Origin of the sequence: Campylobacter ornithocola, assembly GCF_013201605.1 — a bacterium.
Classification (GTDB): domain Bacteria; phylum Campylobacterota; class Campylobacteria; order Campylobacterales; family Campylobacteraceae; genus Campylobacter_D; species Campylobacter_D ornithocola.
The window spans coordinates 1,077,271-1,093,536 of record NZ_CP053848.1; the positions used below are offsets into that span (position 1 = coordinate 1,077,271).

Annotated in this window: 13 protein-coding genes; 1 reads left to right on the top strand and 12 read right to left on the bottom strand. The window is 28.4% G+C overall.

Translation table 11 applies throughout. The annotated features are described in order from the left end of the window. Positions 1-21: 21 nt before the first annotated feature. The 3 genes from CORN_RS05575 to groES form a co-directional block, all read right to left on the bottom strand. Complete coding sequence (locus CORN_RS05575; RefSeq protein ID WP_167348869.1) at positions 22-597, bottom strand: NUDIX hydrolase; 576 nt, start codon at positions 595-597, stop codon at positions 22-24. 120 nt (positions 598-717) lie between these two features. After that, the gene (gene groL / locus CORN_RS05580) at positions 718-2,355 is read right to left on the bottom strand and encodes a chaperonin GroEL (RefSeq protein WP_172663985.1); all 1,638 of its coding nucleotides are present in this window, start codon (positions 2,353-2,355) and stop codon (positions 718-720) included. 13 nt (positions 2,356-2,368) lie between these two features. Continuing rightward, the gene (groES, locus tag CORN_RS05585; protein ID WP_066008808.1) at positions 2,369-2,629 is read right to left on the bottom strand and encodes a co-chaperone GroES; all 261 of its coding nucleotides are present in this window, start codon (positions 2,627-2,629) and stop codon (positions 2,369-2,371) included. Between the two features lie 163 nt (positions 2,630-2,792). On the opposite strand from groES, the gene CORN_RS05590 reads away from it, so the two are divergent. Then, positions 2,793-5,336: an AsmA family protein gene (locus CORN_RS05590; protein ID WP_066008807.1), complete on the top strand. Its 2,544-nt coding sequence runs from the start codon at positions 2,793-2,795 to the stop codon at positions 5,334-5,336. Positions 5,337-5,368: 32 nt separating this feature from the next. Here the strand turns inward: CORN_RS05590 and hpf are convergent, their stop codons facing one another. The 9 genes from hpf to leuS all read right to left on the bottom strand — a co-directional run bounded on the left by hpf (position 5,369) and on the right by leuS (position 16,265). Next, on the bottom strand, positions 5,369-5,887 hold the full coding sequence (gene hpf / locus CORN_RS05595) for a ribosome hibernation-promoting factor, HPF/YfiA family (RefSeq protein WP_066008806.1): 519 nt from the start codon (positions 5,885-5,887) through the stop codon (positions 5,369-5,371). Positions 5,888-5,964: 77 nt separating this feature from the next. Beyond that, positions 5,965-6,645: an endonuclease III domain-containing protein gene (locus CORN_RS05600; RefSeq protein ID WP_066008805.1), complete on the bottom strand. Its 681-nt coding sequence runs from the start codon at positions 6,643-6,645 to the stop codon at positions 5,965-5,967. After that, a complete protein-coding gene (mfd, locus tag CORN_RS05605; RefSeq protein WP_066008804.1) occupies positions 6,642-9,581 on the bottom strand; it encodes a transcription-repair coupling factor in 2,940 nt (979 codons plus the stop codon). The genes CORN_RS05600 and mfd overlap by 4 nt, the downstream gene beginning before the upstream one ends. Beyond that, on the bottom strand, positions 9,571-9,975 hold the full coding sequence (locus CORN_RS05610; protein WP_066008803.1) for a bactofilin family protein: 405 nt from the start codon (positions 9,973-9,975) through the stop codon (positions 9,571-9,573). The genes mfd and CORN_RS05610 overlap by 11 nt, the downstream gene beginning before the upstream one ends. Then, positions 9,903-10,814 carry a M23 family metallopeptidase gene (locus CORN_RS05615; RefSeq protein WP_245162312.1) on the bottom strand — a complete coding sequence of 304 codons (912 nt, stop codon included), beginning with the start codon at positions 10,812-10,814 and terminating at the stop codon, positions 9,903-9,905. The genes CORN_RS05610 and CORN_RS05615 overlap by 73 nt, the downstream gene beginning before the upstream one ends. Further along, entirely contained in the window at positions 10,801-11,970 is a 1,170-nt protein-coding gene (locus CORN_RS05620; RefSeq protein ID WP_066008801.1) for a Mur ligase family protein, read from the bottom strand. The genes CORN_RS05615 and CORN_RS05620 overlap by 14 nt, the downstream gene beginning before the upstream one ends. Before the next feature lie 2 nt (positions 11,971-11,972). Continuing rightward, the gene (locus CORN_RS05625; RefSeq protein ID WP_066008800.1) at positions 11,973-13,340 is read right to left on the bottom strand and encodes a hypothetical protein; all 1,368 of its coding nucleotides are present in this window, start codon (positions 13,338-13,340) and stop codon (positions 11,973-11,975) included. 1 nt (position 13,341) lies between these two features. Further along, positions 13,342-13,839 (bottom strand): LPS assembly lipoprotein LptE, encoded by a 498-nt coding sequence (lptE, locus tag CORN_RS05630; protein WP_066008799.1) that lies wholly within the window; start codon positions 13,837-13,839, stop codon positions 13,342-13,344. Then, a complete protein-coding gene (leuS, locus tag CORN_RS05635; RefSeq protein ID WP_066008798.1) occupies positions 13,836-16,265 on the bottom strand; it encodes a leucine--tRNA ligase in 2,430 nt (809 codons plus the stop codon). Before leuS ends, lptE begins: the two co-directional genes overlap by 4 nt. Position 16,266: the final 1 nt, after the last annotated feature.

Sequence of the window (16,266 nt, forward strand, 5' to 3'; positions counted from 1 at the left end):
AAAAAACAAAAAAAGGTAAGATCAATTCTTACCTTTAAACCACAAATATACATACTCAAGTAAAGGAGTTTTTATAAGGTTTTGTTTCGAAAATTGTTCGAAATCTTTTCTTTTTATCCATACTGCTTGAATATCTTCCCCTTCAATTCCACCACCATGGCCAATTTTATCATCTTCACCAATTTCAGCATAGAATAAAAACTGCCTGCTAACACCAGAACCAAAACCTGTATAAAATTCTCCTATTTTCTCTATAATTTTGGGTGCATAGCCTAATTCTTCTATACATTCTTCTTTAGCTATTTCTTCTAAACTTAAATTTTTATCAACAAGCCCAGAACAAAGCTCTATGCTATATCCTATCTCATCTAAATGTAAATTATTGCGTTTTTGATAATCCCACAAAGGGATTCTAAATTGTTTCACAAAAACAAAAGAATCTTTTTGAGTGTGATATAAAAAAATTGAAACACTATCCATTGCTTCTATAAAGTCCCAAGTGTATTTTTTATTATCTTTACCTATATAGGTATATCTTTTTGGTTTAATATATTTTGAGTTGGAAAATTGTTCTTCTTGTAAATTTTTCATATAGATTCCTTATTATTTTCTACATCTATTATAACAAAAAATACAAGTAAGGAATAAAAAATATAAAAAGAAGAGTTGCTCTTGAAAAAGCAACTCTGAGGGAAGTTTAAAAATTTAAAGATGGTATTACATCATACCTCCCATACCTCCCATACCTCCCATACCACTCATATCAGGCATAGCAGGTTTATCTTCTTTAATTTCGCTAATTGTAGCTTCAGTTGTTAAAAGCATACTAGCTACTGAAACTGCATTAAGTAAAGCCACTCTTTCCACTTTAACAGGATCGATAATACCACTTTCAAGCATATTTACATACTCACCTTTTGCAGCATCAAAGCCTATGTTTTCTTCTTTGCTATTTTCCACTGTATTTACAACTACACCAGCATCAAATCCAGCATTTTCAGCAATTTGTCTTAAAGGTGCTCTTAGCGCTCTTTCTACAATAGCTGCACCAATAGCCTCATCACCTTCTAAATTCAAGCTAATTTTTGATTTTGCTTTGATTAATGCAGCACCACCACCTATTACTATACCTTCTTCAACAGCAGCTTTTGTAGCACTTAATGCATCATCAACCCTATCTTTTTTCTCTTTCATTTCAGTTTCAGTAGCAGCACCAACTTTAATTACCGCTACCCCGCCACTTAATTTAGCTAGTCTTTCTTGTAATTTTTCTCTATCATAATCTGAACTTGTTTCAGCAATTTGTGCTTTGATTTGATTAATTCTTGCATCAATATTTGCTTTTTCACCTGCACCATTTACAATAGTTGTATTATCTTTATCAATAATCACGCTTGAAGCTTGACCCAAATCTTGGATACTAGCGCTTTCTAAAGTTCTTCCAAGTTCTTCAGAAATCACTTCGCCACCTGTTAAAATAGCAATATCTTCGAGCATAGCTTTTCTTCTATCACCAAAGCCAGGAGCTTTAACTGCTGAAATATTTAAAACACCTCTTAATTTATTTACAACTAAAGTCGCCAAGGCTTCACCTTCAATGTCTTCAGCTATAATTAAAAGTGGTTTTCCTGTTTTTTGAATTTGTTCCAATATTGGCAATAAATCTTTTAAATTAGCAATTTTTTTATCAAACAATAAAATAAATGGATTTTGTAATTCAGCAGTCATTTTTTCAGTATTTGTAATGAAATATGGGCTTAAATAACCTCTATCAAATTGCATACCTTCAACTACATTTAATTCATCATTAATTGATTTTGCTTCTTCAACAGTGATAACACCATCTTTTCCAACTTTTTCCATAGCATCAGCTATTAAATTTCCGATTTTTTCATCTGAATTTGCAGAAATTGTTGCAACTTGAGCAATTTCTTTTTTATCTTTAACCTCACGAGAAAGTTTTTTAAGTTCAGCTATTATAGCTTCACAAGCTTTATCCATACCTCTTTTAACTTCGATAGGATTAGCTCCAGCTGTGATATTTCTTAAGCCTTCTTTAAAAATAGCATGTGCTAAAACGGTTGCTGTTGTTGTTCCATCACCAGCTTGATCAGCTGTTTTACTAGCTACTTCTCTAACCAAAGAAGCTCCCATATTTTCTAAAGAATCTTTTAACTCTACTTCCTTAGCAACACTTACACCATCTTTAGTAATAGCTGGAGCACCAAAACTTTTTTGAATTAATACATTGCGACCGCGTGGACCCATAGTTACTTTTACTGCATCATTAAGCTTTTTAACGCCCTCATAGAGTTTATTTCTTGCTTCATCTGAAAAAAATATTTCTTTTGCCATTTTTTATCCTTTTTTATTTAATAATCCCTAAAACATCTTCAATATTAAGAACCAAATACTCTTCGTTATCAAGTTTTATTTCAGTTCCGCCATATTTTGCAAACAACACTTTATCATTTACTTTAACATCTTCTACTTCTTTACTTACTGCAACAACTTCACCATTTAATGGTTTTTCTTTAGCATTATCTGGTATAATAATCCCAGAAGCAGTAGTTTTCATTTCTTCTAAGCGTTTTACTAAAATGCGCTTTCCTAGAGGTTGAAAATTCATCGTTTTATCCTTTCTAAAATATGTCATTTTTAGCACTCTTTATTTTTGAGTGATAGAATTATACATAAAAGAAAGTTAATTGTCAATAAATTAAGTAAAATGTATCATATAAGTTTAGTTCAATATACTAAACTTATATGATACATTATTATAAAGGTTATTCATGAAAAAATTTCTCTATATTCTCTCAGGTGTAATATGCGTAGCATTATTAGCTATATATACATTATTATTTACAAGTGTAGGTAATAATTTTTTAAAACCAAAAATTGAAACAATTGTTGCACAAAAAAGCGGTATGAATATTAAATTTGAAAATTTTAAAATCAGTTTTTCGCAACTTGATATTAAAGCAAATATCGATAATAAATTTTTTGCTAATATAGATGGTAGTATATCTCCATTAAAATTAGGATTTGATTTAAACTATCTTTTAGGACTAAAACAAAATTACATTCATGATCTTGGTTTAAAAAGCAATAAAGACTTTACATTTAAAGGTAATGTTGTAGGTAAAAGTAGTGATTTTTCAGTAAAAGGCAATGGATTTTTATTTGATTCCAATCTTAGTTTAGATGCAAAAATCGTTAACTTTTCTCCTATAAATCTTAAATTTGTAGGCAAAGACATAGATTTAGCTCAAATTTTAGATTTTGCTAATCTTCCAAAATATGCTCAAGGAAAAATTAGCATTATAAGCGATATACAAGCAAAAGACTTAAAACCAAACGGCAATGCTTTGATTGATTTTTACACAAGCTCTATCAATAACACGCTAATTGAAAAAGATTTTAATATAAGCTTGCCAAAACAAAACTATATAAAAGGCGAAATAAGGTCTTTAATCCAAAATGATAAAATTGTTTCAAAAAGTGAAATTTTAAGTAATTTCTTTAAAATCTATACTCAAAAAAGTATTTATGATATATCAAAGAGAAGTTTAACTAGTGATTTTGATATAAAAATAGATGATTTTAATCAATTTTCAACTCTAGCTAAAATGAAACTTCAAGGTAAAAGTCAAATTCAAGGAAATTTGACTTTTGCAAATAATCAACTGCAAAAGTTAGATGCTAATTTACTTGGATTTGGTGGAAATTTGAAAGCCACTTTAGAAAATAATAATCTTAATATCAATACAACCAATATAGAAGTAGCAGAACTTTTAAAAACCATCTCTATGCCTACTTTTATTAATTCTAAATTAGTTTTAGATTTAAAAGCACAAGGACTTGATTTTAAAAATTTCAATCTAAATACTAGGTTAAATAATGCAAGTATAAATGTTATAGAATTTAAAAAACTAAGCAATCTTGACTTTCCAAAAACAACTTTTACCCTGCAAGCTAAAGCAAATGCAAAAAATTCTTTGATTGACTATGAAGCCTTGCTTGATTCAAATATAGCAAAAATATCCCAACTAAAAGGCTCATATAATCTTACAAATCAAGACTTAAAAACACAAATTAGTGCTTTTGTAGATAATCTTAATAAGTTAAAACCTTTAACCAAGCAAGATCTTAATGGACCTTTAAATTTAGATGCTAAAGTTGATCTTAAGGCAAATCAAATTCAAAACCTTGATGCAAATATAAAAATTATGCAAGGACTTATCAATGCAAAATCTAATGGAAAAAGCTTACAAGCAAGGATTGATAATATCAAGTTAGAACAGCTTTTTCCTCTAATAGGACAAAAAATTTTAGCATTTGGTGATATAAACGCCAATATTGACTTAAAATCTCTTGATTTTAATAATATTAATGGTGATTTTAAAGCAATTATTAATTCTTCTTTTAATGAAGTAGAATTATCTAAACTTTTAGAAAAAAAATTTCCAAAAAACACTTCAGCTAAAATCAATCTTGATGGAAAAATCTCTAAATCAATCATTGATTTTAACGCCCAAGCCCTAAGTTCATTTGCAAATATTAATTCTTTAAAAGGAAAATTTGATCTTAATAAAATGGCTCTAGTAAGTACTTACAACATCTCTTTACAAGATTTTTCTAAATTTGGATTTTTGGTTGATAGAAATTTAAAGGGTAAAGCTGATTTTGAAGGAAAATTTGATTTTAAAAACACTTTAATAGATGCAAGTATTAATAGTAAAAATATATTCAATGGCTCATTAGATGCCACTTTAAAAAATAATATTTTTAACGCCAAAATGCAAAATACAGATCTTTCAAATCTTGCTCAAAGCTTAGATTTACCTGATTATTATCAAGCAAAATCAAATTTAAACATTGATTATAATCTTTTAAAAGAAAATGGCGTAGTGCTAATAAATTTAGCCGATGGGCAACTTAAAAAAAATCTCATTACAAGTGCTTTAATGCTACTTTTACAAAAAGATATCACTCAAGATGTATATCGTAACGGTGAAGCCAAAATAAATATCAATAAAAACCTTATAGATTTAAATTTAAACTTAATAGCTGATAGAAGTAAAATAAATATTAATCAAGGTAAAATTGATACAAAAAGCACCAAACTAAATATCCCTTTTAATATTATCATTGATAGGGCAAATTTTAAAGGAATAATAAAAGGAACAACTGAAAATCCTAAAGTAAGTCTTGATACAAAAAGTGTTGTAAATTCTATTGTAAATACAATCGGTGGAAATACTAGTGATGCGACTAAAAATACAGGTAAAAAAGTAGATCAAGCAATAGATAAAATTTTTAACAAACTTTTTTAATATATCTAGCCTTTAAAAAAGGCTAGATATATTTAAAACAAGCCAAATTTACCATCTTTTTTCTTAAACAACACTCTCATTTTTGCATCAATATCATTAAAAACTAAAAATACATCCTTGCTTGCTTTTAGTTTTTCCAATGCTTCTTCGATTTCTAAAGGCTTATATAACTCAAGCTCCATAGGAATTATTTCATCCTCTTCAACTACACTTGGCAATACCAAATTTTCTTTTATCTCATCTTGATGTTTATGAGTGATATTTTTATCATGTAATCTTCTTAAAACTTTAGAAATTCTATCAATAGCCAAATCTATTGCAGCATACAAGTCTTTATCTTTTTGCTTTACAACTACTGTATTAATACCAGCTAAATTAATGCTAAATTCAGCCCAAAATCCTTTTTTTCCATGTCTTTCATCAGCACTTATCACACAACGTGCAGAAATCACATCTAAACCATATTTACCTAATGCTTCAAAGCTTTTTTCTACATATTCTTTTATAGATTCAGTTAGCTCAAATTGCTTCCCAACTATACTTGTATTCATTACTTCTCCTTTTTATGAAGTTAAATACATTATAGCACTTTAATTATAAAATTTTAGTTTTTAAATAAAAAATAAATTTAAAATTTCAAAGGCTCTAAGATGGCAACACCTTCTGCAGAAAGTTTTTTACCTTGAAAGTGTATTTTACAAAAAGAAACAATTAAAGCATGAAAAATTTGATAAAGTTCATATAATCTACATTCTTTTTTTAGCAAAATACTTAGTTTTTGTTGGTTTTTGGCTATATCTTTTTTAAAAAAATCTGCCAACTCATCATAACTTTGACACTCGCAGCCTAAATAATTAGCTATTTTTGCACTATAAGCATCAACCACTAAAACTTCTTTTTTGCATATATAATTTAAAATTCCATCTACGCTTTCTTGTCCAAAACCCTTAATATTCAAAAGCCACTCTCTATCTACCTCATCCTTAAAAAATTCAAAAGAATTAAAATCTTGGAAATATTTTTGAGTGAAATTTTTGATATATTTTGCCTTGGTATTGTAAAATCCACTTGGTTTTATTAAAAGTACCAAATCTTGAGTATTTAAATTTGACAAATCCTCTATCTTGGTAATATTTGCTTGTTTTAAATTTGCCAAAGCTTTTAATACGTTTTTCCAGTTTGTATTTTGAGTTAAAACTACAGAAATTAAAATTTCAAACTCACTTAGATTATTACCTTCTAGCCAGTCAAAATCTTTATATTCAATATTTGCATAAATCAAAGCTTTAAAAATTTCATACCCACTCATGTTTTTTCACTTTTTCTTAAATGCATTAAAACAGCTTCAATCACATCATCATCATCTTTACTCTTTGCCTTGATGACTTCTTTATTCTCATCATCTTTTACAAAGCAAATATTTTGTTCATAATTACTCACTAGTTTATAATGCTTACTAGCTAAAATTTTTATAATAATTAAGTCTAAAAATTGCTTAGTAAAAATATCAGGCTTACCGAAACGATCATTCATTTCACTTTCTATCTCATACACTTCATTAACACTCATACACTTACTAAGTCTTCTATAAAGCTCTAATCGCAAGCGATCTTCACTAATATACTCACTATTTAAAAAGGCATTGATACTAAGTTTTAGATCTATTTTTTTCTCTTTAATTTCTTCTTTTTTGCTTAGCTTATTAATCTCATCTTCTAACATTTTAAGATACAGACTATAACCAATTTGCTCTATATGCCCGCTTTGATCTACGCCTAATAAATTTCCGCCACCACGAATTTCTAAGTCATGATAAGCAAGTACACTTCCTGAGCCTAAATAAGAATTACTCTCTAAACTCGTAAGTCTTTTTAAAGAATCTTTAGTAATTTTTTCTCTATCTTCAATCAAAAAATAACAATATCCTTGCTTAGCACTACGCCCTACTCTTCCCCTAAGTTGATGCAAATCAGCCATACCAAAGCGGTCTGAATTTTCTACTATAATAGTATTTGCATTTGCCAAATCAATACCACTTTCAACTATAGAGGTACAAAGTAATAAATCATATTCTTTGTTTTCAAATTTAATCATTTCCTCTTCAGTGGTTTTTGCATCAATTTTTGAATGCAAGATTAAAATTTTTAAATTTGGAAATAAATCCAAAAGATATTTTCTACACCCTTCAATACTTGCTATGTGATTGTGAATATAAAAAATCTGCCCTGCTCTTCTTAATTCTCTTGAAATAGCTTCTTTAATCAAGGCATCATTACTTTCTCTAACAAAGGTACGCACATCCAAACGATCCTCAGGTGGAGTTTGCAAAACACTATATGATTTTAAAGAACTAAGAGCTTGATTTAAACTTCTTGGTATAGGTGTAGCTGACATAGAAAGAATATGTGAGTTTTTGCTTAATTCTTTGAGTTTTTCTTTTTGTTTTACACCAAATTTATGCTCCTCATCTATCACAACCAAACCTAAATTTTCACATTTAACTCCTAAAAGAGAATGCGTTCCAACCACCACACAAGGTTTATTTTCTTTTAAAAACGCTAAAACTTGTTTTTTTTCTTTGGCACTAGTAAAACGATCTAATTTAAAAACCTCTATATCAAAAGAATCAAACCTTCGTTTTAAGGTCTTAAAATGCTGTGCCGAAAGTAAAGTAGTTGGTACAAAAAACAAGGCTGTATAGCCACTTTTTACACAAGTAAATATAGCATTCATAGCAACTTCTGTTTTACCAAAACCTACATCACCACTTAAAAGTCTATCCATTACCTGCATACTTTTTAAATCTTGAGTAATTTCTTGGCAAACTTGACTTTGATCTTTAGTGTAAAAAAATCCTGCCTTATTGATAAATTCATCTTGTAATTCTTGGGAAATTTTTAATTCTTTTGCTTTTATCAAAGCCCTAGTAGCTGCTAAAGAAACTATACTCGAAGCAATGGCAAATAATTTTTCTTTTAATCTTTCCTTGATTTTTAGAAAACTTCCTTTTCCAAGCTTATCAAGCAAAGGTATGCCGCCACTTGCACCGATATACTTATCAATCATATACAAATTTTCAACAGGCAATAAAAGTTTATCGTTATTTAAATACCCAAGAGCAACAAATTCTTTTTTTGCTCCTGCAATTATAATAATCTCAAGGCCTAAAAATTTAGCTATACCATAATCTTCGTGTACAACAAAATCCCCCACTCTAAGCTCATCTATTACCAAACTTGCTTTTCTAACTCTTTTATTTTTTTCTTTTTTATTTAAAGAGATAACAAGCTCATCTTGAGCAATTAGGTTGATTCTTTCTTGAGATATTTTTAATTTGATATTTGGAAAATCTTCCAAATTTAAGGCTTTAAACAAAGCTTCATTTTTAGCTAAAATAGTAATTTTCTTATCTTTATGAAAAGTAAAAAAATCATAATTATAAGAACTTATTAGATCTTTATAAAAACTTGGTTCAGGTAAGATATTTTGATTGATTTTACTAATATCTTCTTCAAAATCATTAACATCAAAATTTTTTATACTTACAAAATTCAAATTTAAATAATCGTAAAAATCATCAACACACCAAAAACCTAAAGAATTAACATCATTAATAATGCTTTGACTTTGAAAATTTTGAATTTTTTCTTGTAAATTTTCATATTGTTCTTGATTAAAAGCGCTCAAAAATGGACAAATCTCAATTTTTGAAAGTTCATTGGGGATTGATTTTTGTGTATGAATATCAAAATATCTTATACTTTCTATCTCATCCGAAAAAAGTAAAACCCTAAAGGGTTGTTCTTCATTGATCGCAAAAATATCTATAATATCCCCACGTATTGAAATCTCACCCTTATCTTGAACTATATCTACAAATTCATACCCGCTATGTAAAATTTCTTCTTTAAATTTCTCTAAAGCAAGAAGTGAATTTCTTTTAAGAATAATGTTTTTAAGATGTTGTTTACCTGGTAATTTTCGCAAGATTGTTTTGATAGGAGAGATTAAAATTTTTTTTCCATCTTCCTTATGATAAGCATTTAACACTTTACAAATTTCAAAAAGCTCTTTGGAAAAAGAACGTAAATCACTACCAAATTCTGCTCTAAAATCAGGTAAAACAAAGGCTTTAAAATTTAAAAATAAGCAAACCTGAGCTAATTCGTCTGCTTCTTTATCATTCTCACAAACCACCAACTCAGTTTTGTTGTTTAATAAATATTCATATAACTTAGCTTGCATTTTCTGAATTTTCTACGCTAACATCAATAGCCGCAAGCTCTTCATCTTTTTCAATTATTTTACTACTTCCATTAAATTTCCCACCATTTTCAATGCTTAATTGTTTAACTATGATATTACCATTAAGCACGCCACCAGACAAAATTTCCAAAGAATCAACCTGCATTTCTCCTTCAAAAATCCCATTAATCACTATTTTACTTGCTTTAACTTGTCCTTTTAGAACACCACTTTTGCCTATAACTATCACATTAGAAGAATTAATCACTCCTGTGATCTCGCCATCTAAATGAAGCATTGAATCAAAATAAAATTTTCCTTCTATTTTTGCTCCATTTGAAATGACTGTAGTTTCGGATATTGTAGCAATAGAGCCTTTATTAAAGATTGCCATGGAACTCTCCTTTCTTTTTCAAAAATTTGTTCATAGTTTTTTCGGTTTAAATCTATAAAAATCTTAGGTTCTAAAAGTTTATTAATAAATCTAACCTCATAATGCAAGTGTGGACCTGTAGATAATCCTGTATTTCCTGTATATCCTAGCAAATCCCCTTTTTTAACAAACTGACCTGCCTTAACAACATCTTTGCGCATCATATGTGCATATACTGTTTTAAAACCAAAATTATGGATTAAAATCACTGAGTATCCATAACCATTATTGCTATATGCGGCATACTCAACCACTCCATTTGCTGGTGCATAAATTGGGGTATTTAAAGCTGCCCTTAAGTCAATACCTGGGTGAAATTCTTTTTTATTTAATATAGGATGATGACGCCATCCAAAATTACCTGTAATTCCATTATCTTCTATCACATGGCCATTTGGAATTTGTGTTAAAAACAAATAAGCTTGATCGTTAGTAAGCTTAACTTTTTCTAATCTTTCTGGTATATCTAAGCTCTCATCTTGCTTTAAACCTAAATTTTCTTCAATATCTGCAAGTTGAGTTTGAAGTTCATCATACAAGGCTGTTTTTTCTTCTAAACTTTTTTGCATACTTTCATTTTGAGAAAATAATTTAGTATTTTTTGAAGATAGTGCTTCTTGTTCTTTTAAAAGCTCTGAGCGTTTGTCTGCTAAATAATTAATATATAAAGCACCTAAAACTATAACAACAAAAACAAAAGAAGTGAAATAAATAATTACCTTCTTTATAATTTGACTTAATAAAAAATGCCTAGAACCATTTACATCTGTTATAGTTAGCGTAAATTTATCTTTCATTATAGCCTCTTAAAAAATTTTCTACCAATACAAAAGAACCAAAAATCAAATACAACTCATCTTTTTTTATTTGATTAAATTTTTGATAAGCAATATTTAACTTTTCTAAATTTTCAAGCAAAACTAAACCTGCCAAAGGCCTATCTTCGCTTTTGTATTCATAAATTTCAACTATTTTTATTATAGGCTTTAAAGCCTTTAAAATTTTATAAGAATCTTTATCTAAAAAGCAATTATAAACCAAATGAACTTTTTTTTCCTTGAAAATCTCAACTAAAGCTAAAGCTGCCATTTCATTATGACCTACATCAACAAAAATATTTTGACTTATTTGTTCACATCTTCCTTTTAAATCAAGTTTTGGCAAATTACCAATACTTCGAATTAATTCTTTTTCATTTTTAATACAAATTTTAGAAAAAGCTTCTAAAGCTAAGAAAAGATTATCTTTTAAAAAAGCTGCTAAATTATATTTTTGAATATATTCTTGCACATAAGGATAAATGGCTTTGTTTTCATCTAGCATACTAATATTTAAACTAGTTTGTTTTAAATTAGCTATTTTTTGAGCCAACTCAAGCACTTTTACTTCTTGTTTATGGCTAATTAAAGCTTTGGCACTCATAGCTTTTAATTTTGTTCTTGCTATTTCTTCTAAATTTTTACCCAATAAGTCTTGATGATCAAAACCTATTTTAGTAAAAACACTAAAATCTATTTCAAAAACACTTGTAGCATCATATTCTCCACCCACTCCAGCCTCTAAAATCACATAATCACAATCTTTAAAAACAAAAAAAGCTAAAAAAGTAGCATACTCAAAATAGCTAAGTTTTTTTATATCTTCTAAAAAAACACTTTCTAGATCTTCATACGCTTTTTCTAAAAGCTCATCACTTGCAATTTTACCATTTAGCCAAAATCTTTCATTAAATTCAAAAATATGAGGACTAGTATAATGACCCACTTTGTAACCTTGCCCTAAAAGCAAAATTGCTAAAAACCTACCCGTACTTCCCTTACCATTAGTACCAATAATTTGAATGTTTTTAGTTTTTGGAATAAATTTTTTATATTTTTCATACATACTAAACATAAAAAATCTACTAATTTTTTGCACATACATAGTTTTTTGTGAGAGTATTTGCTGAAATTTCATAATCAAGCTTTATGAATCAATTCTTTCAAAACATCACCATCAGGGAATTCTTTTTTTTCTATACAAGAAGATGATAAAACAAGCTTAACAACTTCTTCTTTATAGATAAATTTATAATCATCAATAAGCTTCAAAGCTTTTTCTGTAAAAATTTGAGCATTTTCTAAATTTTTACCTGGAAATATAATTAAATAAGAACTTTCATCTAAAATCCAAATTTCAGCTAAGTTCTTACATAAGTCTTTAAGGATTTTTTTGAATTTTCCACTAATAGTCTTAAAGCTATCAATACCATAAGCGTTAATGACATATTCTATATTGTTGATCTTAAAAAAAGATAAAGCATAATTAACTGCGTAAAGCTTATAATTTTCATCAAGCTTTTTAAGTTCTTGGGCAAGATTCCACTGCTCTCTTTGCTCATCATCGCTAGTAGCTTGAATTTGAGTTTTAATTTGAGCTATTTGCTCATTTACATATAAAAGTTTATCTTTTAAAGTATCAAAATTAATTTGCACATTACCATTTTCATCTTTAGTTAAAGTATTGATAAATTTTACATCTTCTTGACTATTATCATAAAGCTTTGACACCATTTCATTTAAACTTTCTAGGTGTTGGTTAAAAAAAGAAAGGTTTTTTTGTATATAATATTTATCCATCGCTTCTTTTTTTTGTAGTACTAAACAATATTCATGTGCAAACTCTTTTCTAGCAATTAACTTAGGATTATCTTTTAAATTTTGCTTAAATTGCTCCACTTCTTTACTCTCACCAAATAAAGGTTCTAAAGAAGCTAGCAAAAGTTCAGCTTGTTTTTCATAAGAACGTTCTTTTAGCATAGTAATGAGTTTTTCTACTAAAGTGTGAAAATCAAAGAATGTACGAATATTAAATTCTTCTAACTTTTTTAAAAACTCTTGATCTTCATAAGATTTTTCAAGTTCTCTCCATTTAGCTCTTAAAAGATATATAGTTTCTAAATCCATAGCTTGAGATAATCGATGTTGGGTAATTTGTGCAAGATCTTTGATTTTTTTATCTTTACTAATACTAAGTTGCTGAATGATTAAATCAAGCAAAGCATAAACATCTTCATATTTTCTACCTACTTGTCTATTAAGCCTAGATACCAAAAACATTAAAAATTCATCAATAGTTCGAATGCTTTTTCTTTTTAATTCTTGCTTATAAGTATCATCTAAAAGATTAGTATATTTTTCAATTCTAGCTTTATTAAAACTCATCACTCCTGCTTTTTTAGCACATTCTTCAAATACCTCGCTATAATTTTCAGGAGTTGGGTATAATTTACGTTCTTTTAATTTTATCAATGTTTCTTTTGCAATCTCATTGATATGACTTGCCATTTTATTTATAACCTCTAATAGCTACAATGGAAACAAACTCATCAAAAGCTTCACTTGATGCATTTTTAATTGCTTCAAATCTAGCCTGATCACTAATAATAGAATTTGGATTAATATCAAAATTATAACTTCCTTTAGTATTTACAATTTCTTCCTTGCCATTTTTATAACGTAATATAAATTCCAAATAAAGTTCTGCTTTATAATTAATCACATAGCCATTTTTATCATATACCATAGGATGAAATTCCAATCTTTTCATCGTAACAATAATAGAACTATCTGCATTATACTCATCTGTGATTTTTCTACCAAGCTTATTAAGCATAGTTTCTCTTAGAATATCTGTAATGTAAACACTATTTTCAGGATCTTGCTTGCTAATATTAATTTTTAAAAATACATTATCACCCAAAACTCTACTTGCCATTTGAGATGATGGGATATATCCACAAGCTACTATAAAAAAAGCAAAAAATAATACTAGATATTTACTCATTTGATCACCAAATTCACTAGTTTTTTATCAATATAAATTTCTTTTACTATATTTTTTCCTTCTAGCCATTTTGCGACACTTTCTTTGGCTAGAGTTAAAATTTCATCCTTATTAGCCTCTGAAGTTATCTCAATCTGTGATCTTTTTTTACCATTAACACTAATGGCTATATTAAAACTATCTTGTATAAAAACCTCCTCTTTTATTTTTAACATTTTGAAATTTTCACAATTAAACAAATACTCACTAAGCTCAAAACAAACATGAGGAATGATTGGTTCTAAAATATTTAAAATAATATAAAAAGCCTCTTTTGAAACATCTTTGTGGCTTATAACATTTAAGGCATTTAAAGCTTCCATACAAGTAGCTATCAAAGTATTAAAAGCAAAACTTTCTTCATAAACTTCAAAAGATTTTTTCAAAGCTTCATATACTTTTAATCTAGCATATTTTTCTTCTTTATTTAAACTTTGGTGGTTAATCTCTCTTAACTCTCCGCTTTCTAAACTCATAGCTTTTTCATAAAGTCTATTAATAAATTTAAAAGCACCTTCTAATGCACTATCATTCCATTCAAGTTCTTTAGCAGGTGGTGCTGCAAATAATATAAACAATCTTGCACTATCTGCTCCATATTTTTCTATAATATAATCAGGATCGACCACATTACCCTTAGATTTACTCATCTTAGCCCCATCTTTTGTTACCATTCCTTGAGTTAAAAGTCTATTAAAAGGCTCATCATTTTTTAAATAACCTAAATCTCTAAGTGCTTTTTGAAAAAATCTAGCATAAAGCAAATGCAAGATTGCATGTTCAATCCCTCCAATATATTCATCAACATTCATCCAATAATTTACACTTTGTTCATCCACCGCTTTTTCTTGCCAAGTTTTATCATCACTTGCAAAACGTGCAAAATACCAAGAACTTTCAAAAAAAGTATCTAAAGTATCGCTTTCTTTTTGTGCTCTTTTACCGCATTTTGGACAAATACATTCTTTCCAAGCCTTATGTTTATCAAGTGGATTTCCCTCCCCATTTATCACCACATCTTCAGGCAAGGTAATAGGTAAATTTTCTATTTTTTGAGGAACTATACCACAAGAATCACACCTAACCATTGGTATAGGAGCACCCCAATATCTTTGTCTAGAAACACCCCAATCACGAATTTTAAAATTTGTGACTTTTTTACCAAAGCCCAAAGATTCGAATTTTAAACTAATTTTTTCTCTAGCTTCATTGCATTCTAATTGATCAAATTCACCACTATTGATCAAAACACCTTCTTTTAAGGTATAACATTGTGCATCATTTTTATCTTTATAAATTACTTTTTTTATAGCTAAATTATAAGTTTTTGCGAACTCATAATCTCTTTCATCGTGAGCAGGTACACTCATAACAGCACCGCTACCATAATCACTTAAAACAAAATTAGCTACCCATAAAGGTATTTTTTCTTTACTTAATGGATGAATCACATAAAGATTTAAAAAATATCCTTCTTTTGGCGCAGCTTGTCTTTGGCGTGGTGTTTGATTTTGTACATTTTGAATTTTTACTATAATATCTTGATCTAGTAATTTTTTGTCAATTAATTCATTTACTATCTCATGATCAGGTGCTAAAGCGATGTAAGATACTCCATAAATAGTCTCAGCTCTTGTGGTAAAAACATTGATTTTTTTTGCACTGATTTTATCATTTTCTTCTATATCAAAATCAAAACTAAGCCCTACACTTTTACCTATCCAATTTTCTTGCATAGTTAAAACTTGACTCGGCCATTTTCCTTCTAATTTTTTAAGATCTTGTAATAATTCATCTGCATAAGCGGTGATTTTTACATAATATCCTGGCATTTTTTTTCTAATGACTTCATGTCCACAACGCCAACATTTACCATCCTCAACTTGCTCATTTGCTAAAACTGTTTTATCATTTTCACACCAATTTACTTCAGCTTCTTTAGTATAAATTAAACCTTTTTCATACATCTTGATGAAAAATTCTTGTTCAAATTTAGTATATAAAGGATCAGAAGTAGCAAGCATTCTTTTTTTAGAAAAAGAAAAGCCTAAAGATACAAGCTCGTTTTGCATATAATCAATATTTTCATAAGTCCATTTTTTAGGATGAATACCATGTTTAATCGCAGCATTTTCAGCAGGCATACCAAAACTATCAAAACCTATAGGATGTAAGACATTAAAACCTTTTTTTCTGTAATATCTAGCCATAGCATCACCGATACTATAGTTTCTCACATGCCCCATATGAATTCTACCACTTGGATATGGAAACATAGATAAAATATATTTTTTTGGCAAAGAAAAATCATCTTTTGGTTCAAAATATCCTTTTTCTTGCCAAATTTTTTGCCATTTTTTTTCTATTTTACCCGCTTCATATGCCATT